This is a genomic window from Streptomyces sp. NPDC029296 (assembly GCF_055569255.1).
The window spans coordinates 78,742-102,611 of sequence record NZ_JBVHXT010000026.1 but is presented as its reverse complement, the minus strand read 5'-3'; the positions used below and the strand labels follow the sequence as shown (position 1 = coordinate 102,611).

The window sequence follows — 23,870 nt, the reverse complement described above, 5'->3', positions numbered from 1 at the left end:
GGCGTGATCGCGAACGCGAAACCCCTTTCACGGTAGCGAGCGTGGCGACAGTCTGTGAGGTGTTCGTCACACATCGCACAGAAGGTTGCGCCCCCACATGCCCGACCACTCCCCCGCGCCCTACACCGTCGCTCTCTGCGTAGAGGAACTACGCGCCGCCCTCGCCCTGCACGGCATCACGCTCCCGTCCCTCCAGGTCGACCTGCCGAGCTTCGCCGGGACGTACAGCCCCGGTCTCGTCACGCTCGGGAACTGCAACACGACCACGGCGCAGGCCCTCGCCGCCGTACTGCGGAAGGCGGCGGACCGATGATGACGTCGCTGGAGTTCCACCTGCTGGCGACGCCGAAGGCCGCGCCGGACCTGCGTCACCAGCTCCGTGACCACGATTACGACGTCCGTCTGTGCGCCACCGAGTTGCTGACCAATGTCATCGATCACTTGGGCGACGGCACGCCGGTGACGGTACGCGTCATCGGTACGGCGGCGCTCCACGGTCGTACGCGCATCGAGGTGACCGATCCTGATCCGCGCGCACTGCCTGTCCTTCTCTCCGCCACGGAATCGGAGGAGTCGGGGCGGGGTCTGGCGCTCGTGGACGCGTTGGCCGAGTGCTGGGGCGTGGTGCAGGGGCCCAGCTGCAAGACGGTGTGGTGTGAGCTGAGGAGTTGAAGGGGTTGCCGTGGGGCCGCCCGCTTCTTGGTCAGTGTCGTGCTTCCGTGAGCCGAGTCAAGGGCGCGTTCCGCGTCGGCTGCGCCGATGGCCCTGCGGGCCACCCTTGACACGGCTCACTCCAGCACGGGGGAGAAGCGAGCGGGCGGCCAGGGGAAAGTGGCCGGCTCGACCTCGTCGGCCCCTGAGGTCGGCTGCGTTCGCATCGTCGGCGAGGAATGCGCGCTCGCGCCTCGCCAGCACGCCGGGAGGGTTAAGCGGCTGCTGGCCTGGTGGCGGGTGGTACGCGCTCGCGCCTCGCCTGCACGCCGGGTCGGCTTGGCGGCTTCCGGCCCGGTGGGGCGGTGCGCGGTCTCGCCTCACCCGCACGCCGGGTCGGCTCGGCGGCTGCTGGCCTGGTGGCGGGTGGTACGCGCTCGCGCCTCGCCTGCATGCCGGGTCGGCTTGGCGGCTTCCGGCCCGGTGGGGCGGTGCGCGGTCTCGTCTCGCCCGCACGCCGGGTCGGCTTGGCGGCTGCTGGCCCGGTGGCGGGTGGTACGCGCTCGCGCCTCGCCTGCATGCCGGGTCGGCTTGGCGGCTTCCGGCCCGGTGGGGCGGTGCGCGGTCTCGTCTCGCCTGCACGCCGGGTCGGCTTGGCGGCTGCTGGCCCGGTGGCGGGTGGTACGCGCTCGCGTCTCGCCTGCACGCCGGGAAGGGCTCAGCGGCTTCCGGCTCGGTGGCGGGTGCGCCCTCGCGTCCCGCCTGCACGCCGGGCCGGTGGGCGTCCGGCGGCCGTCATCAGGCCGGCCGGTCACAAGGGCTCCCCGGGCGGGCTTCCCCTTCGGGTTCCCCGGGCGGCGGCCGGGCCTCACCGGACTGTCGGCCGATCCACCCGGTAGGCAGTTTTGGAATGCCTGTCCATAATTAACCCCCTCGACCCCCAGCCCCACCACGCCAGCAGCCCCGCCCCCCGAATCCACGGCTCCAGAGCCTTGAAGGCCGTCCGCCACCACCCCGCCACAAGGCGCCGCGCCACCCCACCGGACCACCAGCCAGCCACCGAACCGGCCCCGGCCCGGCGCGCAGGCGAGACGAGGACGACCGGCACCCACCACCGGCCCGCCAGCCGCGCCCTCCCGGCGTCCACGCGAGACGCGAGCGCGTACCCGTCACCGGGCTACAGGCCGCTTGACCCTCCCGGCGTGCAGGCGAGGCAAGATCGCCCACCTGCCACCCGCCACCTGCCACCCGCCGCCGGGCCGTTCGCCGCCGCGCCCTCCCGGCGTCCATGCGAGACGCGAGCGCGTACCACCCACCGGGCCGGAAGCCGCTTCGCCCGCCCGGCGTGCAGGCGAGGCGAGGACGCGCACCGCCCCGCCGGGCCGGAAGCCGCCAAGCTCACCCGGCGTGCTGGCGAGGCGCGGGCGCGTGCCCCTGCCGACAGGGGTGGGCAGCCTGCCCCAGGGTCCGGTACCGGTCGGGGCCACCGCTCTTCCGGGCCGCTCGCTCGCTTCTTCCCCGGGCTGGAGCGAGGCGTGTCAAGGGTGGCCCGGAGGGCCATCGCCGAAGGCGACGCGCAGCGCCCTTGACTCGGCTCGCGGAAGCCCGACACTGACCGGGAAGCGAGCGGCCCAACAGCCACCTGGTCCCCAGGGGGCGCGGACCGGCCCCACACCGGAACACGGGTTACCTTGGCAACTCAGGCAGTGGAAAGGACCGTACCGAGGGGGACGCATGGGGAGAGAGCTGGAGCTGCGCATCCCGCAGAGCACGACACGGCGGTCCCACCGTCATGGAGACTCGCTCGCCCTGGCCCTGGAAACGCTGGTCCCGGCCGGTCGGGGGCGGCTCTCGCGGATCGATCCCTATCGGGACACCCGGTTCACCGAGCAGGACGCGCAGGCCGCCCTTCCCGAGGTGACCGCCCTGGTGGGTAAGTGCACGAGCCCCTTCCAGGAAGCCGCCCTCCTCGATCTCGCCGAGTTCCTGGAAGCCTGTGCACGGACGCCGGGAAGCTCTCTTTGGTTCCTCGGCGACTAGAAACTGAGCCGGAATTCACTTCCTTGGGAAACACCATGAATTCAAACCGCTGAAGATTCGTGGAGATACTGGGGCAAATCGGCCTTCTGGCTGGTCAAGCGAGCCCTCTCGCCCCTCGCCGTTTCATCAGGATCTCATCTTCTGTACATCGACATTCCATGATATGTTCACAGCCGCCTAGCAGCTTCCCCCAGGCAAGCAATGCCTCCATAGGAGATGACAGAACCCTCCATGGAATGGGGCTGACCGGTTTCTTTGGAGCGCATAATCATGCCCGGCCCCACCGTTTCCGTCGTTGTCGCCGCGTACAACGCGATGCCGTATCTGACACGTTGCATCACCTCGGTCGCCGAGCAGAGCATCGGACAGGAGCGGCTGGAGCTCATCGTCGTCAACGACGGGTCGACCGACGGCACCGCCGCCGAGCTCGACCGGCTGAGCCAGCTCTACCCCGACCTGCTGCGCGTCTTCCACCAGGAGAACTCCGGCGGCCCCTCCGCGCCGCGCAACGTCGGTCTCGACCACGCCATGGGGACGTACGTCTTCATCCTGGACGCCGACGACTACATCGGCCCGGAAGCCCTTGAGCGCATGGTGGCGATGGCCGAGGAGAACGGCACCGACATCGTCCTCGGCAAGATGGTGGGCGTCGGCGGCCGCCGGCTGCCCCAGTCGATGTTCAAGCGCAACCAGCCGAAGACCGACGTCTTCAACTCCCGCGTCTACTGGGCCCTCAACCCGCTGAAGCTCTACCGCCGCTCCCTGCTGGAGCGGCACAGCCTGCGCTTCCCGACCGGGCTCCCCGTCGGCGAGGACCAGAAGTTCGTGGCCCTGGCGTACCTGCACGCCTCGGGCGTCTCGGTGATCGCGGACTACGACTGCCTGTTCTGCTCCCTGCGCGAGGACGGCGGCAACATCACCCAGCGCACCCGGGGCACGGAACCCCGCCTGCGCTTCCTGCCGATCATGGTCAACGTGCTCCTGGAGAACGTGCCGCCGGGCCCCGGCCGCGACCACCTGGCGCACCGGCACCTGACCGTCGAGGTCGAGGCGTTCCTCAACCACCTGCGGCGCGAGCCCCGTGAGGACCAGCAGAAGATCCTCGACCAGTTCGCCGAGATCGTCGAGCCGCTGTGGCACGAGGGCATGAACGAGCACCTGTCGGCCATGGCCCGGCTGCGCATCTACCTGGTCCGGCACCGGATGCTCGACGAGGTGCTGGAACTCGGCGAGTTCGAGCGCCAGCTCGCCAAGTCGAAGGTGTCCACGCCCGTGCTCGTCGTCCAGGGCAGGGCCTACGCCCGCTACCCCTTCCTGCGCGACCCCGAGCGCGACATCCCCGACTCCTGCTACGACGTGACGGGCCAGCTCGGCGTCCGCCACTTCGTCACCCGGGCGGAGATGCGCGGCACCACGCTCCACCTGGCCGGCCACGCCTATCTGCACCGCGTCGAGACCCGCGACGTCAGCACCTACCTCCTCCTGCGCGAGCGGAACACCCAGGTCGAGTACGAGCTGCCCGTCAAGCACGTCCCGTCCCCCGGCGCCGGTGCCGACGAGGACTGCGGGCGGTACGTGTACGACCTCGCCGGCTTCGAGGCGACCGTCGACGTCGCCACCGCCGCCGACGGCAAGCCGCTGGACGCCGGGCTGTGGGACATCTCCCTCATCATCGGCGCCCAGGGGGTGTCGAAGCAGGCCCGGATCGGCAGCAGGCGGGCCGACGACGTCTCCGGCAAGGCGACCACGCGCATCGTCACCGTCGACGGCGGCCCGCGCGCCGTCACCCTCTACACCACCCACCCCTACGGCAACTTCACCCTCGACCTCGCCGAGACGAAGCACCGGGTGCGGTCCGGGTTCGCCTTCGACGACGTGCACTGGGCCGCGGACGCCCCCACCGAGCTGGAGATCACCGGCCGCTGCACGCTGGCCGAGTTCCCCGAGGGCGAGCTGAAGGTCATGCTGACCAGCGACCAGGGCGACACGTACACCGTCCGCCCGGTGGTCGACCGGGACGGCCGGGTCGCCGTACGGATCCCCGTCACCAAGCTCCCGGCCGGCCTGTGGAGCGGGGACCTGCACCTCGGGCCCTGGAAGTGGGCCCTGCCGCAGCCCCCGCGCGATCTTCCCGCCGCGAAGTGGCGCCGGCTCGGACTGCCCTGGTACGCCAAGTCCGGCCCCGCGGGCAAGAAGGGCCGGGCCCTGCGCGTCGCCCGGACGGACCTCGTCAAGGCGGTCGCCCAGCGTCTCCGCTAGTCGCGCGTCACTGCCCCGGCCGGTGCTTCCGGCCGGGGCAGTGGTGTTCGTGGTGTCGGTGGTGTCAGTGGTGCAGTGCGCCGGACTCCTCCGGCAGGTGCGCGGCCACCACCCGGCCGGGCTGCGGGGCGGACCGGCGGTCCACCGCCCACGCCGCGCCCGCCACGCCGAGGCCCAGCACCGCCAGCAGCGCGCCGGCCACCGCCGGGGACGTCGTGCCGAAGCCGGCCGCCAGGGCCGCGCCGCCGAGCCAGGCGCCGCCCGCGTTGGCCAGGTTGAAGGCCGCCTGGTTGGCCGAGGAGGCGAGGGACGGGGCCGCCGACGCCTTCTCCATGACCATCAGCTGGAGCGGGGAGCCGGTGACGAACGCGGCCATGCCCAGCAGCGCCACCGCCAGGGCCGCGCTCCACTCCGCCCGCATCAGCAGCGGGAACAGCGCCAGGACCAGCACCAGCGAGACGAGCCCGCCGAACAGGGTGCCGCGCAGGGAGTGGTCCGCCAGCCGGCCGCCCAGCAGGTTGCCCGCCGTCGCGCCCACGCCGAACAGGGCCAGCAGCAGGGTCACGCTGGTCTCCGCGTAGCCCGCCGCGTCCGTCAGCATCGGGGTGACGTAGCTGTAGGCCGCGAACAGCGCGCCGAAGCCCGCCACCGTCGTCCCCAGGGCCAGCCAGACCGGCAGCGAGCGCAGGGCCGCGAGTTCGCCGCGCAGGCCCGCCGCGGGGGCGGGGGCGTGGTCGCGGGGGATCAGGAGCGCCAGGGAGGCGATCGCGGCCAGGCCGATCGCGCCGACCGCGAGGAAGGTCGCCCGCCAGCCCAGGTGCTGGCCCATGAGGGTGGCGGCGGGCACGCCCGCGACGTTGGCGACGGTCAGGCCGAGGAACATCAGGGACACCGAGCGCGCCTTGCGCTCCGGCGGGACCATCGCCGTGGCGACGACCGCGCCGACGCCGAAGAAGGCGCCGTGCGGCAGCCCGCTGAGGAAGCGGGCGGCCAGCAGCGAGCCGTTGCCGGGGGCGAACGCCGACAGCGCGTTGCCGGCCACGAACAGGGCCATCAGCGCGATCAGCACCGTGCGGCGGGACATGCGGGCCGTGAGCGCGGCCAGCAGCGGGGCGCCGATGACGACGCCCAGCGCGTACGCCGAGACCAGGTGCCCGGCGGTGGGGATCGAGATGTGCAGGTCGTCCGCGACGTCGGGCAGCAGGCCCATCATCACGAACTCGGTCGTGCCGATGCCGAAGGCGCCCACGGCGAGGGCGAGCAGGGCCAGGGGCATGAGGGACCTTTCAGAGCGGAAGAGGGGGAACGACGAGTGTCGCAGTATGTTCCCGTGTCGAACAAACGCTCTCGGGTCCGGCATTCCGGCAGGTTACGAGCCTGTGTCCAGCTTCACACGGGCCGCCACCGGGAGATGGTCGCTGTCGGTGCGCGGCAGCGTCCAGCTGCTCTCCGGCTCCGCGCCCCGGACCATGATCTGGTCGATGCGCGCCATCGGGAACGACGCCGGCCAGCTGAAGCCGAAGCCGCTGCCCGCCGCGCCCTGCGTGGAGCGCAGCTGGGAGGTGACGGCGTTGAGCGAGCGGTCGTTCATGGTGCCGTTGAGGTCGCCGAGCAGCACGACCCGGGGCAGGGGTTCGTCGGCGATGGCCTCGCCGAGCGCGTCGGCGCTCTTGTCCCGCTGCCGCGCGGTGAACCCGGCCTCGATCTTCACCCGGACCGAGGGCAGGTGGGCGACGTAGACCGCGACCGGGCCCTCGGGCGTGGCGACGGTGGCGCGCATCGCCCGCTTCCAGCCGAGCTTGATGTCGACGGCGCGCACGTCGGTCATCGGGTACTTGCTCCACAGCCCGACCGTGCCGACCACCGCGTGGTGCTCGTACGTCGGCGCGAGCGCCTTCTCGTAGACGGGGACGGCGGAGGCGGGCAGTTCCTCCAGGGCCAGCACGTCGGCGCCTGAGGCGGCCACGTCGGTGGCGGTGGCGGCCGGGTCGGGGTTGTCCGCGTTGACGTTGTGGGTGGCCACCATGAGATCGCCGCCGGCGCCCGTGCGGTCGGCCAGCAGCCCGCCGAAGAGGTTCAGCCAGACGATCGCCGGCAGCAGGAGGGCGATCAGCGCGGTCGCCGACTTCCGCAGCAGGCCGAGGACCAGCAGCACCGGGAGGGCGAGGCCGAGCCAGGGCAGGAAGGTCTCGGTGAGGCTGCCGAGGTTGCCCACCGCGTTGGGGATGTGCGCGTGCAGCAGCATCACCAGGGCGAGCAGCAGGGCCAGCGCGGCGAGGACGGCGCCGCGGCGCCAGATGCCCGGGTCGCCCCGCCAGCCGGCGATCAGCCGGTGCGCGAGGCGTCGGAGCCGGGCCCCCGGACGCTCGGGCCCCGAGCCGCCGTCCGCCGTCTCCGTCGTGTACGCCTGCTGCGCCATACCGTCTGCCTCACTGCCTGCCGTGCACACCGTTCGTCCCCCGTAGCCCCCGACCCTAGGGGATGATCGGCTCCGTTCCCGCCGTCCCATGACGGCTGTACGGAAGACGATGACGTGCGATGCGGGGGCGGGAGTTCCGGTCGGCCCCCGGCGGGCGGCGTCTGTGACGAAACGCGCACATGAGTGCTACGAGGCTGTGGAGCTGACGGGTCGTAGGCCGGCCAGGATCGCGTCGACGATCCGCTCCGGCAGGTCCTCGCACAGGTCGGCGTCGGGGCGCATGACGGAGCGGACCAGGATGGGGCCGACGAACAGGTCGTTGGCCAGGTCCACGTCGACGTCGGCGCGGAGTTCGCCGTTGCGCTGTCCGCGGCGCAGCACGTCGAGCACGAGCCGGCGCCGGGGCTCTATGACGTTGTCGTGGTAGGCGGCCCAGATCCTCGGGTTGGACTTCATCTGGACGTGCACGTTGTGCAGCAGGACCGAGGAGCGGTTGGCCAGTCCGCGCCGGCGCAGGTTCTCCAGCAGGACGAGGAGGTCGTCGCGCATGGAGGTGCCGGGCAGGTCGGGCTCCGGGGGCTCGGCCGCGCGGACGACCTCGATGAACAGTTCGTCCTTGCCGCTCCAGCGGCGGTAGATGGTGGCCTTGCCGACCCCGGCGGTGCGGGCGATCCGCTCGATGGACAGCTCGGCGAGGGGGACGCCCTCCTCCAGGAGCCGCATCACTCCCTCCAGGATGGCGCGCTCCGCGGCCTCGCTGCGCGGGCGGCCCCGCGCGGGTACGTCGTCCGGTCCCGGTCGGCTGCCGGCAGGGCTCACGTCGTTCCGTCCTCTCGCTGTGCTGCGGCGATTGTCCCGCAGCGGCCTCCCTCCCCCGCCGCACCGAACCCCGGCACCGCCGCAGGTACCGCGCCCGGCCCGGTTCCCCGTCGCACCGCGCCCGGCCGGGCTTCCCGTCACACCGCGCCGGACCCGGCACCCGGCGCGGGCGCACCCCGGCTCCGCTCCCCCGACCCACCGCGCACGGCCCCGGTCCCCCCGTGGGCCCCGCCCCGAGCCTCCGCTCTGCCGTGGTGCCGTGCCCGGCCGCCGGCGTCCGCCGCGGCCCCACCCCGGCCCGGTTCCCCGTCACACCGGCCCGAGCCCCGGCACCCGCCACAGGCCGCCCGCCCGGCCCCCGACGCGACGCGCGCGGCCCCCGGTCTCCCCCGTGGGCCGCGCGCGGAGTCTCCGCTCTCCCGTGGTGCCGTGCTCCCGGAGCCGGGTCGTCGCGGCGTGGTGCCGTCCCGGGGCTCAGTCCATCGCGGTGACCAGTTCCTGCTCCTTCTCACCCTGCGGTCCGGTGGGCGTCCGGCCCGGCAGGAACAGGGCCGTGACCACGGCGCCGACCAGCGCGACGCCCGTACCGCACAGCGCGGTGACGTGCATGGCGTGCAGGAACGCGTCGTTGGCCGGGGTGACGAGGGCCTCGCCCCGCGGGCCGAGCTTCTCGGCGACGCCGAGGGTGGCCTCGATGGACTCGGCGGCGCTGTCGCGCAGGTTCGGCGGCAGCGCGCCGAGCTTGCCCTCGATGCCGTTGCGGTAGGACGTGGCGAGGACCGAGCCGAGGACGGCGATGCCGAGGGCGCCGCCGACCTGGCGGAAGGTGTTGCTGAGCGCGGAGGCGGAGCCGGCCTTCTCCCGGGGCAGGGCCTGCATGATCACGACCGAGGTCGGGGTCATGATGTGTGCCATGCCGGTGCCCATGAGGAAGAAGACGACCTCCAGCAGCCAGATCGGGGTGTCGGCCTCGAACCCGGCGAACGCGGCCAGCGTCGCGGCGATCAGCAGCAGGCCGCCGGTGGTGGTGGCCCGGTAGCCGAACCGGTCGACCACCAGCCGGGCGCGCGGCGCGAAGAGCAGCTGGGCGACGGCGAGCGGCAGCATCAGCAGGCCGGACTCCAGTGCCGAGTAGCCGCGCACGCTCTGGGTGTAGAAGACGCCGAAGAACGTGACGCCCATGAGCGCGAAGAAGACCAGCGCGATGGCGCTCATGGCGGCCGAGAAGACCTTGTTCTTGAAGTAGGTGACGTCCAGCGAGGGGTGCGCGGTGCGCTTCTCGAAGACGACGAAGACGGCCAGGACGACGACACCGGCGATGATGGTCGCGAGCACCTTGGCGTCGGTGAAGTCGGCCAGCTCGCCGCCCTTGATGATGCCGTAGACCAGCAGGATCAGGCCGACGACGGACAGGACGACGCCGATGGGGTCGAGGCGGCCGGGCCGGGGGTCGCGGGAGTCGGGCACCAGCCAGGCCATCAGGATCAGCGCGACGATCACGATGGGCACGTTGATCAGGAAGACCGAGCCCCACCAGAAGTGGTCGAGGAGCGCGCCGCCGGTGATCGGGCCGATGGCGATGGCGAGGCCGACGCCGCCGGCCCAGATGCCGATGGCCTTGGGCTGCTCGTGGCGCTCGAAGACGTTCATCAGGACGGCCAGGGTGGCGGGCATCACGAAGGCGGCGCCGAGGGCCATCACCGCGCGGTAGGCGATGAGCTGGTTCGGCGTGCCGGACTCGGCGGCGAGCGCGGAGCCGATGCCGAACACCAGGGTGCCGCCGAGCAGCACCTTCTTGCGGCCGAGCCGGTCGCCGACGAGTCCGGCGGTGAACAGCAGGCCGGCGAAGACGAGGGTGTAGGAGTTGATCGCCCACTCGATCTCGCTCTGGGTGGCGCCGAGACCGGTCGGCGCCGGGGTCGCGATGGTCTTGATCGCGACGTTCAGGATCGAGTTGTCGAGGACGACGATGAGCAGGGCCAGCATGAGCACGCCGAGGATCGCCCAGCGGCGCCGGTGCACGGCCTCCGGTATGCGGGCGGCAGGGACGGGACTTGTCATGCGTCCGACCCTACGATCATTTCGATACGGAACGGTCTCGTATCTTATTTTCTTTGCCAACGCCTTACGCGGCGAGGCGGTTCGGAGGATCACGGGGGGTCCCCTGGCCCCGCCCGGCACGAGGTGCCACCATGGAGGCGGTCCGGGGACGCCGTCAGGGCGCCTCGAGATGACGTAAGGAGCCGTTGCAATGACGCAGCTTTCGGCTGCCCAGACGAAGCCCTCCGACGGCAGCAAGGCGCTGTACGGGGGCAAGGGCACGCGCCGCATCACCGTCCGCGACATCGCCCTCGCCAAGGAGCGGGGCGAGAAGTGGCCCATGCTCACCGCCTACGACGCGATGACCGCGTCCGTCTTCGACGAGGCCGGGATCCCGGTGATCCTGGTCGGCGACTCGGCGGGCAACTGCCACCTCGGGTACGACACCACCGTGCCCGTCACCCTCGACGAGATGTCCATGCTGTCGGCCGCCGTGGTGCGCGGCACGCAGCGCGCCCTCATCGTCGGCGACCTGCCCTTCGGCTCCTACCAGGAGGGCCCGGTGCAGGCGCTGCGCTCGGCGACCCGGCTGGTGAAGGAGGCCGGGGTCGGCGCGGTCAAGCTGGAGGGCGGCGAGCGCTCGCACGAGCAGATCCGGCTGCTGGTGGAGTCCGGCATCCCGGTCATGGCACACATCGGGCTGACCCCGCAGTCCGTCAACGCGATGGGCTACCGCGTGCAGGGGCGCGGCGAGGAGGCCGCCCAGCAGCTGCTGCGGGACGCGAAGTCCGTGCAGGACGCCGGCGCGTTCGCGGTGGTGCTGGAGCTGGTGCCGGCCGAGCTGGCGGCCGAGGTGACCCGGGTGCTGCACATCCCGACGGTCGGCATCGGCGCGGGTCCGGAGACGGACGCGCAGGTACTGGTGTGGACCGACATGCTCGGCCTGACCTCCGGCCGGGTGCCGAAGTTCGTCAAGAAGTACGCCGACCTGCGCGAGGTCATGACCGGCGCGGCCAAGGCGTTCGCCGAGGACGTGGTCGGCGGCGCGTTCCCGGCGGCGGAGCACTCCGTCCACTAGTCCACCGCGGCACCACCGGACGGCCCGCCGATCTTCCCCCGTCGGCGGGCCGTCCCCTTTTTCCGGCTTTCCGGCCTTACCAGCCTTTCCGGCTTTCCGGCTTTCCGGCTTTCCGGCGCCGCGCGTCCCCGCCCTCCTTCCGGCCGCGCATCTTTGGCCTTGACTTGCCTGTACGGAACGGCAGTTGTAACGGAGTGGCGTCGAAACCGCCGCGGGGTCTTCCCGGTTCCCGGCCGAGTGGTGCACTCGACAGTGTGGGCCGTCTCACACTCGGGGGAGAGACAATGAGCCAGGCACCGGCCGTCTGTTCCGACTGCTCCACCGCCACCGTGCCGGGGGCCGCCTTCTGCGGCGCGTGCGGGGCCACCCTGACCGTCGGCGACGCCCCCGAGGCGGACCGCCCGGCACCCGGCCTCGCCGTGCCCCGCTGGACCGGCGGCCGGGACCTGACCCGGTACATGTGCGCGGCCGTCTTCCTGGACCGGCACTACGCCGACTCGCTCATCAGGGACGTCGCCGCCGAACCGCATCTCGGCGTGGCCCCGGCCCCCGGCTGCGACGTGCCCGTGGTGCTGCGCCACGCCTACGAGGCCAACGCGCGCCGGCACGCCAGGGACCTGCTGCTGGCGGCCGAGTTCCTGGTGCTGGTCCTCGGGTGGCTGGTGGCCGGCAGCGGCCCGGTCGTGTTCCTCATGCTGCTGGCCGGCTGGGTGACGACCCTGGTGTCGGCGCTCTCGACGCACTACGGCGAGCGTCTCCAGCGGCTGCGGCCCGACCGGTTCGACCCGGCGCAGGCGCCGCCGCCGCCGAACGAGTCGGTCGCCCGGCGGCTGCGCCGGATCGACGAGTACGCGCGCGGCAACCTCACCGTCTACAGCGGCTTCTCGCCGTTCACCGGATACGGCCAGGAACTCGACTCCTGGTCGCTGACCTTCGACGTGACCGCCTCCGGGCGCGAGGGCGTGCGGCCGCGCGACTTCGACGTCACCGATCTGTACGCCCATGTCGCCCGGCGGATCGGCGAGTTGTCGCTGCCCTGTCTGGAGCTGGAGGAGCGGGTCTTCGTGGAGGGCACGGCGCTGCTGGGCGACACCCGCTTCCTGCCCGACCCGCTCGGCCGGCCGGTGGCGAAGATCGGCACCGACCGGCTGGACGCACTGAAACGGGACCCGGAGGAGACCGCCCGCGCCTATCTGGTCACCCACTCCTCGGGCTGGGGCGGGGAGCTGGTGACCTCGGTGTTCCTGCGGCTGGTGCGCTCGGACTCCAACCTGTTCGTGGAGGCCCTGCCGACCGTGCTGTGCCCGCTGCTGGACCGCTACCGCACCATCGACTCCCTCATGCCCGCCCCCTCGCCGCGCGAGTTCCTCTCGCTGGCGCTCCAGTCCCTCGCCAGCACGCCCTTCGTGATGATCGCCTCGCCGGGACGCGCGGTCACGGGCTTCTTCCCGGACTTCCGGATGCGCGGCCGGCTGAAGAAGCAGCACCGGCAGATCACCCGGCTCGGCATGTTCGACTACGGGGCGCGCGCGAGCGTGCGGCAGCTCGCCTCCGCCACGGACCACCGGCGGTACTTCCAGAAGGTCGACTCCGGCATGGTCCTCAAGACCGTCGAACGGCGGATCCTGGACGCGCTGGTGGAGTTCGCCGTGGACCACGACATCGACGCGGGCGACCTGATCAAGCGTCAGGAGACCATCATCAACAACGGCATCATCGCCACCGCGGGGGCGAGGGTCGAGTCGAGCGCGGTCGCCTCGGGCGACAAGTCCCGCATCTCGGCCATCCTGAAGAAGATCCCGCGGCCCAACACCGACTGACAGCCACCGCACACGCAACGGACGAACGGGGACGGGCATGCACGGACGTACCAACGACGGCGTCATCGCGACGGGGAACGCGCAGGTCAGGAACACGGTGGTGGCGAGCGGCAGCAACGCGCGCGTCGACTTCCGGGTCGCCCGGGAGGCGGCGGAGCAGGCCGGGGACCGTCCGCCGACCCCGCAGGAGATCAGCGACCTGCTGGCCCGGTTCATCGAGGAGCTGCGCCGCTCGGACCACCCGGAGCGGGAGGACCTGGCGGAGTTCGCCGAGGACGCGCGCGAGGAGCTGGCCGGGCCGGAGCCCCGTACGGGAAAGCTGCGCCGGGTCGCGAAGGCACTGGTGGAGGCCGTGCCCGGGTTCACCGCGCTGGCCTCGCTGGCGGTGGCCATCGAGGAAGCCGTCCGCGGCCTGTAGCCGCACAGGGCCTGGAGACGGGAAGCGGGGGGCCATGGACTTCTGTGTGCATTGCGGCACGCGCGTGGAGGACGCCGCGCGGCCGGACTGCCCCGGCTGCGGGGCACCGCTCGCCGCCGGGCGGCCGCCCGGGAGCGGGTACGTGCGCGTCGGCTCCACCCGGCTGCCGGTGTGGCTGCCGTGGGCCCTGCTGGCGGTGCTGGTGACCGGCGGGGTGACGCTCGGGGTGGCGGTCGCGAACCGTCCCGGCAGCGCGTCGGCGGACGGCTTGCCCGCCGTCTCGGTGTCGCCCGGGAGCCACGACGGCTGGAGCGCCACCGCGTCCTCCGCCTACGGCGGGTACACCACGCCCGGCGACTACGCGTCCGGCGACGACGGCGGATACGACGACGGCCAGGACACCCCGGCTCCCGAGCCCTCGGACGGGGCAGCCGACGCGAGCACGGTCGTCACCGCCTACTACGGCTACCTGAACGCGGGGAACTTCTCCGCGGCCTGGTCCCTGGGCGGCGACCGGCTCTTCGGCGGCTCCTACCAGGACTGGGTGGCGGGCTTCTCCTCCACCTCGCGCATCGACGTCACCGCCACCGACAACGGCGGCGGGGAGGTCGCCGCGGAGATCCGGGCGACCCAGACCGACGGCAGCGTGCGGGTGTTCCGGGGCACCTACACCGTGGCTGGCGGCAGGCTCGTCGGCGCCGACATCCGGCAGGTGTCGTAGCGCCCCGCCCGCGCGCCGACAGGCGCCGGCAGCCGTTGTCGGCGCTCTGTCGGCGGTTTGTCGGTGGGGCCTGGCACTGTCGTCCCCATGACACGCATCGACGACAACCCCGCCGGCGGACGTGCCGCCGTGACCGTACGGGGGCTGGTCAAGCACTACGGCGAGACCAAGGCGCTGGACGGGGTCGACCTGGACGTGCGCGAGGGCACCGTGATGGGTGTGCTCGGGCCGAACGGCGCCGGCAAGACCACCCTCGTGCGCATCCTGTCCACCCTGATCACCCCGGACTCCGGGCAGGCCACCGTGGCCGGCTACGACGTCGTACGCCAGCCCCGGCAGCTGCGCCGGGTCATCGGTCTCACCGGCCAGTACGCGTCGGTGGACGAGAAGCTCCCGGGCTGGGAGAACCTGTACCTGATCGGGCGGCTGCTGGACCTGTCGCGCAAGGAGGCCCGGGCCCGCGCCGACGAGCTGCTGGAGCGGTTCTCTCTGACGGAGGCCGCCCGGCGCCCGGCCGGCACCTACTCCGGCGGCATGCGGCGCCGGCTGGACCTGGCCGCCTCGATGATCGGCCGGCCGGCCGTGCTGTACCTGGACGAGCCGACCACCGGTCTCGACCCGCGCACCCGCAACGAGGTGTGGGACGAGGTCAAGGCGATGGTCGGCGACGGCGTCACCGTGCTGCTGACCACCCAGTACATGGAGGAGGCCGAGCAGCTCGCCTCCGAGCTGACCGTGGTGGACCGGGGCCGGGTCATCGCCAAGGGCGGCATCGAGGAGCTGAAGGCCCGCGTCGGCGGGCGCACCCTGCGGGTGCGGCCGGTCGACCCGCTCCAGCTGCGCCCGCTCGCCGGCATGCTGGACGAGCTGGGCATCACCGGGCTGGCGTCCACCACCGTGGACGCCGAGACCGGGGCGCTGCTGGTGCCGATCCTGAGCGACGAGCAGCTGACCGCCGTGGTCGGCGCGGTCACCGCGCGCGGCATCACCCTGTCCTCCATCACCACCGAACTGCCCAGCCTGGACGAGGTGTTCCTGTCCCTCACCGGCCACCGTGCCGGTGCCCCGCAGGACGCCGCGCCCGCCCGCCAGGAGGTCGCCGTATGAGCACCGCCACCCTGTCCCCGGCCGCCGCGAAGGCCGACACGCCGATCCCGCTGCGGGCCCACCTGCGGCACACCGGCGCGCTGATCCGCCGCAATCTGCTGTGGATCCGCCAGGACCCGGAGTCGATGTTCGACGCCATCCTGTTCCCGGTGGTCTTCACCCTGCTGTTCGTGTACGTCTTCGGCGGCTCCATCGGCCAGTCGCTGGGCGGCGGCCAGGACCAGTACGTCCAGTACGTGGTGCCCGGACTGCTCGCCATGATGGGCATGAACATGGCCCAGGGCGTCGGTACCGGTTTCAACCAGGACTTCAACTCCGGTGTGATGGACCGCTTCCGCTCGCTGCCCATCGGGCGCGGCTCGGTGCTCTTCGCGAAGATCGCGGTGGAGCTGCTGCGGATGCTGTTCGCGACGGCGGTGCTGCTGGTGGTCGCCCTGCTCGTGGGCTACGACGTCGGCAGCTGGAGCGGCCTGCTGGGCTCCGTGGCGCTGTCCGCGCTGTTCGGCTCGGCGCTGATGTGGGTGTTCCTGACCCTCGGCGTGATCATGAAGAACGCCCAGTCGGTGCAGGCGATGGGCTTCCTGGTGCTGATGCCGCTCCAGTTCGGCTCCTCGATCTTCGCGCCGACCCGGTCGATGCCGGGCTGGCTCCAGGCGTTCACCGACTACAACCCGCTCTCCGCGCTGGCCGACTGCGCGCGCGGCCTGATGGAGGGCGGCCCGGTCGCGCACGCCCTGTGGGTGACGGTCCTCTGGTCGGTCGGGCTGACCGTGGTGATGGCCCCGGTGGCGATCCACAAGTTCCGCACGAAGAGCTGACCTGCCGCGCCGGTCAGACCAGGGCGGTGGCCTCCGCGAGGGAGAGGCCACCGCCCTCGGCGTACGCGGCCTCGTACGACCGCTCGTCCAGCCGGGCCCGGATCCGGGCCCCGGCCAGGTCGCGGATCCGCAGCTCCACGCCGGCCACCACATGGCCGGCCGGCAGCAGCGCCCGGGCGGCACCGAGGCAGCGGGCGGCGTCGAGGGCCCGGCCGCCGTCGGCGAGGGCCATCGCGGCGGCGGTGAGGCAGACGGAGTGCAGATGCGGGGTGAGGGCCTGGGACAGCGGTTCGGCGCTGAGCCGCAGCGCCTTGCGGGCCCCGGCGAGGGCCGGCTCCGTCCGCCGGTCCAGGGCGTCCACCAGGGCTTCCTGGCACGTCAGCAGGGAGTCGAAGATGACGAAGCGCGCGACGGGCAGCTCCTCGCGCAGCACCCGTAGCTGCTCGCGCGCCTCGGCGGTGCGGTCGGTCAGGGCGAGCCAGGAGGCCAGGTGCAGCCGGGCCATCGTCGTCGCCTCGTTCAGGCCGCCGTCCTGGCCGGCGACGACGTCCCGGAGCATCCGCTCGCCGTGCCCGCTGTCGCCCGACTCCAGCAGGACGCCGCCGAGCCGGGCGCGCAGCACGGCCTTCTGGGCGCGGGCGCCGAGGAGTTCGGCGTGTTCGATGGCGGCCCGGTAGTCGGCCGCCGCCCGGTCGAAGGCGGCCTTGCGCTCGTTGGCCTCGCCGCGGGCGGCCAGGGCCTCGGTGGCGCCCCAGGCGTCGCCGAGGCGGCGGAAGATCTCCAGCGACTCGTCGGCGTCCCGGGTGGCGTCGCCCGTCCAGGCGGCCCGGTTGGACAGGAAGTTGGCGCGCAGGTGCAGCACGCCGGCCAGTTCCCATTCGAAGCCCGGGGTCGTGCGGCAGGTCCGCACGCAGGCGTCCACGATGGTGTGCAGCCGGTCGGCGCCGCCGGTCAGCAGCACCGCGAAGAACCACAGCAGGCCCGGCACCCGGCAGGTCTGCGGCAGTCCGGGTTCGTAGACCTGGGCGACCGTGCGCAGCTTGGCCTGTGCCGCGGGGGTCTGCCAGGCGTCGATCTCGGTGTCCATGCAGGCCAGATGGGCCAGGTGGACCCCGCGCCGGGCCTCGACGAGGGCCTCGCCGGTATAGGGCGGCGGGGTGTCGGTGCAGCGCTGCCACACCGGGGCGGCCCGGCGGACCGGTTCGGCGAACGGGTCCGGGCCGAGCGCCATGACCTCCCGGCACCAGAAGCGGGTCTCCACGCGCTGGTCGCGCATCTGCCAGAACCACAGCAGGGAGTGGACCAGGCACAGCCCCTCCTGCTCGTCGTCGAGGGCGACGGCGTGTCTGAGGGCGGTGCGCAGGTTCTCGTACTCCAGCTGGAACCGGCCGATGGCGGCGCGCTGCTCGGGTCCGCGCAGCAACGGGTCCGTGGTGCGGGCGAGTTCGCGGTAGTACGTCAGGTGGGCGCGCTCGGTCTCGGTGCGCCGCCCGGTCTCGGCGAGCCGTTCGGCGGCGTACTCGGCGACGGTCTCCAGCAGCCGGTAGCGCATGCCGCCGCCCGCGGGGGCGGCCACCACCAGGGACTTGTCGACCAGGGAGCCGAGGGCGTCCAGCGCGGCCGGGCCGCACACGGCCTCGGCGGCGGCCAGGTCGCAGCCGCCGGCGAAGACCGACAGCCGGGCGAGGACGTCCCGTTCGCCGGTGTCCAGCAGGTCCCAGGACCAGTCCACGACGGCCCTGAGGGTCTGCTGGCGGGGCAGCACGGTGCGGCTGCCGGAGGTGAGCAGCCGGAACCGGTCGTCCAGCCGGTCGGCTATCTGGCGGGGGGTCAGCATGCGCAGCCGGGCCGCGGCCAGCTCGATGGCGAGCGGGAGTCCGTCCAGGCGGCGGCAGATCTCGGCGCACGCCTCGGGGTCGTCGTCCACCCGGAAGCCGGGGCGGGCCGCCGCGCCGCGCTCGGCGAGCAGCCGCAGCGCGACGGGCTCGGGCAGCGGTTCCACGGGCCGTACCAGCTCGCCGGGCACGCCGAGGGGTTCCCTGCTGGTGGCGAGGACGGTCAGCTCCGGGCAGCGGGCCAGCAGGGTCCCGGTGAGCCGGGCGGCGGCGTCCACGACGTGCTCGCAGTTGTCGAGGACGAGCAGCATCCGGCGCCGGGCGCAGTGCTCGACGAGCCGTTCGAGGGGGTCGTCATGGCGCTCGGCGACCGCGCGCATGCCGTCCACGCCGGCGCCGTGCAGCACGGTGTCCCGGGCGCCGATGCCGGTCAGCACGGCCTGGGGCACGGCGTCCGGGTCGTCCACGGGGGCCAGCTCGGCGAGCCACACCCCGTCCCGGACGGTGTGCCGTACCGCCTCGGCGGCCTCCTGGGACAGCCGGGTCTTCCCGGCGCCGCCGGGTCCGAGCAGGGTGACCAGGCGGGCCCCGGCGAGGTCGGCGGCGATGGCCTTCAGGTCGGCTTCGCGGCCGACGAAGGAGGTGAGCCGGGCGGGCAGGTTGCCCGGTCCGCCGGCGGCCGGGGCGGGCGGTTCCTCGGCGCGCAGCAGTTCGGTGTGCAGGGCGCGCAGCTCGGGCCCGGGGTCGGAGCCGAGCCGGTCGGCGAGCAGCCGGCGCACGTCCTCGTAGGCGGCGAGGGCCCGGGCGGGGCGGCCGGTGTCGCGCAGGGCGCGCAGCCGCAGCGCCTGGAGCGGCTCGTCCAGCGGGTGGTCGTCGCACAGCGCGGTCAGTTCGGGCAGCGCCTGCTCGGCGCGGCCGAGGGCGAGGGCGGCGGCGTGCCGGGCACGCCGGGCATCGAGCCGGCGGGTCTCCCAGCGGGCCGCCTCGGCGGTGCGGTCGGGCAGGTCCGGCACGGCGGGCCCGTGCCACAGGGCGAGGGCCTCGTCGAGGACGGCGGTGGCCTTGGCGGGGTCGCCGTCGGCGAGGGCGGCGAGGCCGTCGCCGGTGAGCCGGTCGAAGCGGGTGAGGTCGACGTCGTCGGGGGCGGCGGCGAGCCGGTAGCCGCCGTCGACGGAGGCGACGGCCCCGGCACCGAGGACGCGGCGGAGCCGGCCGACGAGTGCCTGGAGGGCGCCGGGGGCGTCGGCGGGCGGGTCGGCGCCCCACACCTCGTCCACGAGCACGGCCGCGGGCACGGTCCGGCCGGCCCGCAGGGCGAGCACGCTGAGCAGGGCACGCAGCCGCGCCCCGCCGACCGGGACGGCCGTGCCGTCGGGACGGATCGCCTGGGTGGTGCCGAGCAGCCGATATCGCACGGGGTCCATTGTCTCCGTAGGGGATGCGGGCGGTGACCGCCGGTGGAGGCGCGGGCGGATGGGGGGACGCCGGGGACGGCCGCGGACTCGGCGCCCCCACCCACCGGGCGAGCCCGGCGGGGCGCGGGACGACCACCGGCTCGGCACCCACCCACCCACCAGGCAAGCCCGGCGAAGCCGTCCGCACGCCCAACGGCTCGGCGTACGCACCCCCACCTTCCAGGAACCCGGCGGCGACCGCGAGACGTTTTCCCCGTATGCTCTCGGATCTTCCGGGAGTCCCCTCTCGTGTCCCTCGTCACCCCAGGAGCCGATGCATGACCACCGCCACCACCCGCCCCGGCGACCGGCAGGTCAGTCCCGTGTTCGTCGGCATCCTGGCCGTGACGGCGGTGACCGGCTGGGCCACCTGGACCGGGTTCGCCGAGCAGCCGGGTGTCGCGGTGTTCCTGTTCGTGACCGCGGCCTGGATCGTCTCCCTGTGCCTGCACGAGTACGCGCACGCGCGTACCGCCCTGCACAGCGGGGACATCACGGTCGGCGCGAAGGGCTACCTCACGCTGAACCCGCTGAAGTACACGCACGCGCTGCTGAGCATCGTGCTCCCGGTGGTGTTCGTGATCATGGGCGGGATCGGTCTGCCCGGCGGCGCGGTGTTCATCGAGCGCGGCCGGATCCGGGGCCGCTGGCGGCACAGCCTGATCTCGGCGGCGGGCCCGCTGACGAACGTGCTGTTCGCCGCGGTGTGCACGGCGCCGTTCTGGCTGGACGCCCTGGACGGCGTGCCCGCGGACTTCCGGTTCGCGCTGGCGTTCCTGGCGCTGCTCCAGGTGACGGCGGCGATCCTGAACTTCCTGCCGGTGCCGGGCCTGGACGGCTACGGCGTGATCGAGCCGTGGCTGTCGTACAAGGTGCGGCGGCAGGTGGAGCCGTTCGCCCCGTTCGGGCTGCTGTTCGTGTTCGCGGTGCTGTGGCTGCCGTCGGTCAACGAGGCGTTCTTCGACGTGGTCGACGCGATCATGCGCACGCTGGACGTGGACACCTTCTCGCAGTACTGCGGCGACGCCCAGTACCGCTTCTGGGAGGACAGCCCGGCGATCTGCTCGTTCAACCCGTGACGGAGGCGTCGCGGGCGGAGGCGGTCCGGGCGCGCCTGACGTAGTACCAGCTCATGTTGGACGACAGGCCCGCCAGCAGCACCCAGACGATCCCCAGCCAGTTCCCCTGGACGAAGGAGACGACGGCCGCGGCCACGGCGAGGACGCAGACCACGAGGGCGTAGAGGGCGATGCGGGGCATGACGGGGGGCTCCTGTCGGGGACACTGCTCGGAACTGCTTCGCCGACCAGTGTCCCCCATGGCCCCCGGCCGCTCACACGTCGGTCACGCGGAGCCCGGCGTGCGCCTTGTACCGGCGGTTGACGGAGATCAGATTGGCGACCAGCGACTCCACCTGGTGCGCGTTCCTCAGCCGGCCCGCGAAGACGCCGCGCATGCCGGGGATGCGGCCGGCCAGCGCCTGCACGATCTCCACGTCGGCGCGGTCCTCGCCGAGCACCATGACATCGGTGTCGATGCTCTCGGTCCCCGGGTCCTGGAGCAGCACGGCCGACAGGTGGTGGAAGGCGGCGGTGACCCGCGAGTCGGGCAGCAGGGCGGCGGCCTGTTCGGCGGCGCTGCCCTCCTCGGGCTTGAGGGCGTAGGCGCCCTTCTTGTCGAAGCCGAGCGGGTTGACGCAGTCCACGACGAGCTTGCCGGCCAGTTCCGCGCGCAGCGCCTTCAGGGTGTCGCCGTGGCCGTCCCACGGCACGGCGACGATCACGATGTCGCTGCGGCGCGCGGCCTCGGCGTTGTCGGCGCCCTCGATGCCGTGGCCGAGTTCGGCGGCGGCGGACCCGGCGCGGTCGGCGGAGCGGGAACCGATGATCACCTTCTGGCCGGCCCGGGCGAGCCGGTAGGCGAGGCCCTTGCCCTGCGGTCCGGTGCCGCCGAGCACACCGACGGTGTACCCGGAGACGTCGGGCAGGTCCCAGGGGTCCTTGACGGGGGCCTTCTGTGCGCTGTCGGTAGAGGTCATGGCCCGACTCTACGTCCGGGCCGGCCGGGGCACCGGTTCAGGTCAGCCGCCGTACCGGCACCCGGCGGAAGGTGATCGTCTCGTAGGCGCCGAAGTCGCCCGTCTCGTACAGCAGCCCGACCGTGCGCGGGTCGACGCGGACCAGGTCGGAGTAGGCGGCGGGCAGTCCGTCCACGGTGAACGCCGGGCGCCAGGTGGTGCCTCCGTCGCGGGAGACGCGGATCGTCATCAGGGCGCGGGCGCCGCCCGGGTCGGCGGGGGCGGAGAACAGCAGCAGGTCGGGATCGCGGAGCTGGAGGACGGCGGCCTCGCAGACGGGCGCGGTCAGTCCGGCCTGCGGGCGGAAGGGCTTGCGGAGCGTCTTCCCGCCGTCCGGGGAGTGGGCGTCGGCGCGGTTGCCGGGGGACGGCGAGTCGTTGCGGGTGTTGAGGTAGACGCGGCCGTCGGGCAGTTCGGCGGCGGTGGTCTCGTTGACGTTGACGTAGCCGTCGGTGTTCTCGTCCAGGTAGCCGAGGTACCAGCTCTCGCCGTGGTCGTCGCTGAGCAGGCAGTGCCCACTGTTGTACTTGGCCTCGGCGCCGGTGTCGGTGCCGGTGGGCGGCAGGGTGTGGTTGGCCGGGACGAGGACGCGGCCCGAGGTCAGCTGGAGGGCGTGGCCGGGGGTGGTGGCATACCAGCGCCAGCCCGGCTTCTTCACCTGCCCGGTGATCTCCCTGGGCGCGGACCAGGTCACTCCGTCGTCGTCGCTGTGCCGGACCCACACCCGCCGCCCGTCGGCTTCCGGGACCTGTCCGCGCAGGATGGCGGCCTCGGTCGCGGAGGCGGCGGCGCGGACGTGGACGAGCAGCACCCGGCCGGTGTCGAGGACGACGGGGGCGGGGTTGCCGGCGAGGCCGGTGCCGTTGCTCGCGGCGACCTGGAGCGGGCCCCAGGTCCGGCCGCCGTCCGTGGACCGCTTGAGCACGATGTCGATGTGCCCGTGGTCGGCGGCGGAGGCGACCCGGCCCTCGCAGAAGGCGAGCAGGGTGCCGGCCCGGGTGGCGACGACGGCGGGTATGCGGAAGCTCGCGTAGCCCTCGCGGCCCGCGCGGAAGGGGACGGTCACATCGGTCATCGGGCGGCTCCTCGGTCGCGGACGGGGGCGCGCACGGGGCGCGTCTGGGGCGCCCCTCCCCGGGTCGGGCGAATTCGCGGTGAACTCCGGGTCACGAGTGACCGGTTGCGGCAGGATGCGGGCCCATGGACGCCGTACGGGTCGCGTTGCTGCGGGAAGTGCTCGCCGGGACGGAGTGGCTGGGGGCCACCCGGAGGTTCGCGGGGGTGCTGCGCGGGTCGGTGGTGGCGCACGGGGGCGGGCTGCTGCTGGTGGGCACCCCGGAGTACGAGCCGTGGCACCTGGCGGCGCATCTGGTGGACGAGGCCGCCTGGTCGGGCACGCCGGAGCTGGCACCGACGCTGGTACGGCATCACGCGCACCCCTTGGATCCGGCGCACCTGGCGGTCGGGCCGGGCCGGATCACGGCGGCGCGGCGCGGGGAGACCCTGCTGGTGGTGGCGCCCGAGGAGCCCGCCTCGCTGCTGGAGCGGGTGCACGACGCCCGGCGGGCCGGGGTGACGGTGCTGGCGCTGGGCGGCGCGGGCGGCGGCGGGCTGGCCGCGATGGCCCACGACACGCTGGCCGTGCCCCGGGGGGCGGAGCTGGACCTGGACAGCGTGCAGCACCTGGTGAGCGCGGCGGCCGGCGAGAACGCGGGTCCTTCGCGGTCCCGCCGGGGTTTCCGCGACCGCCTGTCCCGCCTCACGGAGGCCCTGACGGCTCCGCCGCCGCCTCCCTGGTGACCGGCGCGGGCCGCTCAGCCCTCCTCGGTCTTCCCGCCCGCGGACGCGTCGTGCCAGCGCGGGTCGTTCTCCCACCGGAGGTTGCGCTCGGCGGCGGTCTCCATCGCGTGCCGGGCCTCCTCGGGGGAGGCGTAGGGCCCGAAGCGGTCCTTGCCGGGGCAGTCGGGACCCTCTTCGACCTTCTGGTGCTCCAGGCAGTAGTACCACTCGCCCGGCTTTCCGGCGGTGCGCTTCTTGAACAGGGCCATGGGCAGCTCCTCTCGCCACCGACATGTTCCCCCATGCCCGCTGGTTAGACTCGCTGGCATGTCTGGCCAGTCGCTGCTCGTACCAGGGGAGCTGTCCCCCACCCGTTCGGTTCCCGGAAACATCCGCCGCCCCGAGTACGTCGGCAAGCCCGCGCCGGCGCCGTACACCGGGCCGGAGGTGCAGACCCCCGAGACCGTCGAGGGGGGGCGGGCCGCCGGGCGCACCACCGCCTGGGGGAGGGAGGCGGCAGAAGAGGCCCTCGTAC

At 73.2% G+C, this 23,870-nt stretch carries 21 protein-coding genes and 1 pseudogene; 13 read left to right on the top strand and 9 right to left on the bottom strand.

Annotated elements, in window-relative coordinates:
* The first annotated feature begins 97 nt into the window (after window positions 1–97).
* From ACZ4W9_RS23120 to ACZ4W9_RS23105, 4 genes are all read left to right on the top strand, one after another.
* Window positions 98–313, top strand: a complete 216-nt coding sequence (locus tag ACZ4W9_RS23120; protein WP_467938745.1) for a hypothetical protein — start codon at window positions 98–100, stop codon at window positions 311–313.
* Window positions 310–672 carry an ATP-binding protein gene (locus tag ACZ4W9_RS23115; RefSeq protein ID WP_467938743.1) on the top strand — a complete coding sequence of 121 codons (363 nt, stop codon included), beginning with the start codon at window positions 310–312 and terminating at the stop codon, window positions 670–672. Before ACZ4W9_RS23120 ends, ACZ4W9_RS23115 begins: the two co-directional genes overlap by 4 nt.
* Before the next feature lie 1,713 nt (window positions 673–2,385).
* Window positions 2,386–2,691: a hypothetical protein gene (locus ACZ4W9_RS23110; protein WP_467938741.1), complete on the top strand. Its 306-nt coding sequence runs from the start codon at window positions 2,386–2,388 to the stop codon at window positions 2,689–2,691.
* 270 nt (window positions 2,692–2,961) lie between these two features.
* Window positions 2,962–4,950: a glycosyltransferase family 2 protein gene (locus ACZ4W9_RS23105; RefSeq protein WP_467938739.1), complete on the top strand. Its 1,989-nt coding sequence runs from the start codon at window positions 2,962–2,964 to the stop codon at window positions 4,948–4,950.
* Window positions 4,951–5,014: 64 nt separating this feature from the next.
* Here the strand turns inward: ACZ4W9_RS23105 and ACZ4W9_RS23100 are convergent, their stop codons facing one another.
* The 4 genes from ACZ4W9_RS23100 to ACZ4W9_RS23085 form a co-directional block, all read right to left on the bottom strand.
* Window positions 5,015–6,226, bottom strand: coding sequence for an MFS transporter (locus ACZ4W9_RS23100; protein ID WP_467938737.1), 1,212 nt, complete (start codon window positions 6,224–6,226; stop codon window positions 5,015–5,017).
* 93 nt (window positions 6,227–6,319) lie between these two features.
* Complete coding sequence (locus tag ACZ4W9_RS23095) at window positions 6,320–7,369, bottom strand: endonuclease/exonuclease/phosphatase family protein (protein WP_467938735.1); 1,050 nt, start codon at window positions 7,367–7,369, stop codon at window positions 6,320–6,322.
* A gap of 186 nt (window positions 7,370–7,555) precedes the next feature.
* Window positions 7,556–8,188 (bottom strand): TetR/AcrR family transcriptional regulator, encoded by a 633-nt coding sequence (locus ACZ4W9_RS23090; RefSeq protein ID WP_467938733.1) that lies wholly within the window; start codon window positions 8,186–8,188, stop codon window positions 7,556–7,558.
* 474 nt (window positions 8,189–8,662) lie between these two features.
* A complete protein-coding gene (locus ACZ4W9_RS23085) occupies window positions 8,663–10,249 on the bottom strand; it encodes an MFS transporter (RefSeq protein ID WP_467938731.1) in 1,587 nt (528 codons plus the stop codon).
* A 190-nt stretch (window positions 10,250–10,439) separates the two neighbouring features.
* Here ACZ4W9_RS23085 and panB point away from each other — a divergent pair, with 190 nt between their 5' ends.
* From panB to ACZ4W9_RS23055, 6 genes are all read left to right on the top strand, one after another.
* Window positions 10,440–11,306, top strand: coding sequence for a 3-methyl-2-oxobutanoate hydroxymethyltransferase (gene panB / locus ACZ4W9_RS23080; RefSeq protein WP_467938729.1), 867 nt, complete (start codon window positions 10,440–10,442; stop codon window positions 11,304–11,306).
* A gap of 284 nt (window positions 11,307–11,590) precedes the next feature.
* Window positions 11,591–13,126, top strand: coding sequence for a zinc ribbon domain-containing protein (locus ACZ4W9_RS23075; protein WP_467938727.1), 1,536 nt, complete (start codon window positions 11,591–11,593; stop codon window positions 13,124–13,126).
* A gap of 37 nt (window positions 13,127–13,163) precedes the next feature.
* The gene (locus tag ACZ4W9_RS23070) at window positions 13,164–13,544 is read left to right on the top strand and encodes a hypothetical protein (RefSeq protein ID WP_467938726.1); all 381 of its coding nucleotides are present in this window, start codon (window positions 13,164–13,166) and stop codon (window positions 13,542–13,544) included.
* 34 nt (window positions 13,545–13,578) lie between these two features.
* Window positions 13,579–14,265, top strand: coding sequence for a hypothetical protein (locus ACZ4W9_RS23065; RefSeq protein ID WP_467938724.1), 687 nt, complete (start codon window positions 13,579–13,581; stop codon window positions 14,263–14,265).
* 87 nt (window positions 14,266–14,352) lie between these two features.
* Window positions 14,353–15,372, top strand: a complete 1,020-nt coding sequence (locus tag ACZ4W9_RS23060) for an ATP-binding cassette domain-containing protein (protein ID WP_467938722.1) — start codon at window positions 14,353–14,355, stop codon at window positions 15,370–15,372.
* Window positions 15,369–16,190, top strand: a complete 822-nt coding sequence (locus tag ACZ4W9_RS23055) for an ABC transporter permease (RefSeq protein WP_467938720.1) — start codon at window positions 15,369–15,371, stop codon at window positions 16,188–16,190. Before ACZ4W9_RS23060 ends, ACZ4W9_RS23055 begins: the two co-directional genes overlap by 4 nt.
* A gap of 13 nt (window positions 16,191–16,203) precedes the next feature.
* On the opposite strand, the gene ACZ4W9_RS23050 is transcribed toward ACZ4W9_RS23055, so the two are convergent.
* Window positions 16,204–19,449: an AfsR/SARP family transcriptional regulator gene (locus tag ACZ4W9_RS23050; RefSeq protein WP_467938718.1), complete on the bottom strand. Its 3,246-nt coding sequence runs from the start codon at window positions 19,447–19,449 to the stop codon at window positions 16,204–16,206.
* A 308-nt stretch (window positions 19,450–19,757) separates the two neighbouring features.
* On the opposite strand from ACZ4W9_RS23050, the gene ACZ4W9_RS23045 reads away from it, so the two are divergent.
* Window positions 19,758–20,558 (top strand): site-2 protease family protein, encoded by an 801-nt coding sequence (locus ACZ4W9_RS23045; RefSeq protein ID WP_467938716.1) that lies wholly within the window; start codon window positions 19,758–19,760, stop codon window positions 20,556–20,558.
* On the opposite strand, the gene ACZ4W9_RS23040 is transcribed toward ACZ4W9_RS23045, so the two are convergent.
* The 3 genes from ACZ4W9_RS23040 to ACZ4W9_RS23030 are packed head-to-tail and all read right to left on the bottom strand — an operon-like array spanning window position 20,548 to window position 22,631.
* Window positions 20,548–20,799, bottom strand: a complete 252-nt coding sequence (locus tag ACZ4W9_RS23040) for a hypothetical protein (protein ID WP_467938714.1) — start codon at window positions 20,797–20,799, stop codon at window positions 20,548–20,550. The genes ACZ4W9_RS23045 and ACZ4W9_RS23040 overlap by 11 nt on opposite strands.
* Before the next feature lie 13 nt (window positions 20,800–20,812).
* Window positions 20,813–21,517 (bottom strand): NADPH-dependent F420 reductase, encoded by a 705-nt coding sequence (gene npdG, locus ACZ4W9_RS23035; protein ID WP_467938712.1) that lies wholly within the window; start codon window positions 21,515–21,517, stop codon window positions 20,813–20,815.
* Between the two features lie 37 nt (window positions 21,518–21,554).
* Window positions 21,555–22,631, bottom strand: a complete 1,077-nt coding sequence (locus tag ACZ4W9_RS23030; RefSeq protein ID WP_467938710.1) for a sialidase family protein — start codon at window positions 22,629–22,631, stop codon at window positions 21,555–21,557.
* A 125-nt stretch (window positions 22,632–22,756) separates the two neighbouring features.
* Between ACZ4W9_RS23030 and ACZ4W9_RS23025 the strand changes: the two genes are divergently transcribed.
* Window positions 22,757–23,356, top strand: a complete 600-nt coding sequence (locus tag ACZ4W9_RS23025) for a hypothetical protein (RefSeq protein ID WP_467938708.1) — start codon at window positions 22,757–22,759, stop codon at window positions 23,354–23,356.
* Window positions 23,357–23,370: 14 nt separating this feature from the next.
* On the opposite strand, the gene ACZ4W9_RS23020 is transcribed toward ACZ4W9_RS23025, so the two are convergent.
* Window positions 23,371–23,604: a hypothetical protein gene (locus ACZ4W9_RS23020; protein WP_467938706.1), complete on the bottom strand. Its 234-nt coding sequence runs from the start codon at window positions 23,602–23,604 to the stop codon at window positions 23,371–23,373.
* Between the two features lie 58 nt (window positions 23,605–23,662).
* On the opposite strand from ACZ4W9_RS23020, the pseudogene ACZ4W9_RS23015 reads away from it, so the two are divergent.
* Window positions 23,663–23,870, top strand: a pseudogene (locus ACZ4W9_RS23015) (type I methionyl aminopeptidase); the annotation flags it as partial.

Bases quoted from the DNA above. Each gene is read 5' to 3' on its own strand.
- ACZ4W9_RS23030 (WP_467938710.1), bottom strand. From the start codon at position 22,631: ATGACCGATGTGACCGTCCCCTTCCGCGCGGGCCGCGAGGGCTACGCG.
- ACZ4W9_RS23045 (WP_467938716.1), top strand. From the start codon at position 19,758: ATGACCACCGCCACCACCCGCCCCGGCGACCGGCAGGTCAGTCCCGTG.
- panB (WP_467938729.1), top strand. From the start codon at position 10,440: ATGACGCAGCTTTCGGCTGCCCAGACGAAGCCCTCCGACGGCAGCAAG.
- ACZ4W9_RS23055 (WP_467938720.1), top strand. From the start codon at position 15,369: ATGAGCACCGCCACCCTGTCCCCGGCCGCCGCGAAGGCCGACACGCCG.
- ACZ4W9_RS23110 (WP_467938741.1), top strand. From the start codon at position 2,386: ATGGGGAGAGAGCTGGAGCTGCGCATCCCGCAGAGCACGACACGGCGG.
- ACZ4W9_RS23040 (WP_467938714.1), bottom strand. From the start codon at position 20,799: ATGGGGGACACTGGTCGGCGAAGCAGTTCCGAGCAGTGTCCCCGACAG.
- ACZ4W9_RS23065 (WP_467938724.1), top strand. From the start codon at position 13,579: ATGGACTTCTGTGTGCATTGCGGCACGCGCGTGGAGGACGCCGCGCGG.
- ACZ4W9_RS23070 (WP_467938726.1), top strand. From the start codon at position 13,164: ATGCACGGACGTACCAACGACGGCGTCATCGCGACGGGGAACGCGCAG.
- ACZ4W9_RS23115 (WP_467938743.1), top strand. From the start codon at position 310: ATGATGACGTCGCTGGAGTTCCACCTGCTGGCGACGCCGAAGGCCGCG.
- ACZ4W9_RS23020 (WP_467938706.1), bottom strand. From the start codon at position 23,604: ATGGCCCTGTTCAAGAAGCGCACCGCCGGAAAGCCGGGCGAGTGGTAC.
- ACZ4W9_RS23095 (WP_467938735.1), bottom strand. From the start codon at position 7,369: ATGGCGCAGCAGGCGTACACGACGGAGACGGCGGACGGCGGCTCGGGG.
- ACZ4W9_RS23050 (WP_467938718.1), bottom strand. From the start codon at position 19,449: ATGGACCCCGTGCGATATCGGCTGCTCGGCACCACCCAGGCGATCCGT.
- npdG (WP_467938712.1), bottom strand. From the start codon at position 21,517: ATGACCTCTACCGACAGCGCACAGAAGGCCCCCGTCAAGGACCCCTGG.
- ACZ4W9_RS23085 (WP_467938731.1), bottom strand. From the start codon at position 10,249: ATGACAAGTCCCGTCCCTGCCGCCCGCATACCGGAGGCCGTGCACCGG.
- ACZ4W9_RS23105 (WP_467938739.1), top strand. From the start codon at position 2,962: ATGCCCGGCCCCACCGTTTCCGTCGTTGTCGCCGCGTACAACGCGATG.
- ACZ4W9_RS23100 (WP_467938737.1), bottom strand. From the start codon at position 6,226: ATGCCCCTGGCCCTGCTCGCCCTCGCCGTGGGCGCCTTCGGCATCGGC.
- ACZ4W9_RS23075 (WP_467938727.1), top strand. From the start codon at position 11,591: ATGAGCCAGGCACCGGCCGTCTGTTCCGACTGCTCCACCGCCACCGTG.
- ACZ4W9_RS23060 (WP_467938722.1), top strand. From the start codon at position 14,353: ATGACACGCATCGACGACAACCCCGCCGGCGGACGTGCCGCCGTGACC.
- ACZ4W9_RS23025 (WP_467938708.1), top strand. From the start codon at position 22,757: ATGGACGCCGTACGGGTCGCGTTGCTGCGGGAAGTGCTCGCCGGGACG.
- ACZ4W9_RS23120 (WP_467938745.1), top strand. From the start codon at position 98: ATGCCCGACCACTCCCCCGCGCCCTACACCGTCGCTCTCTGCGTAGAG.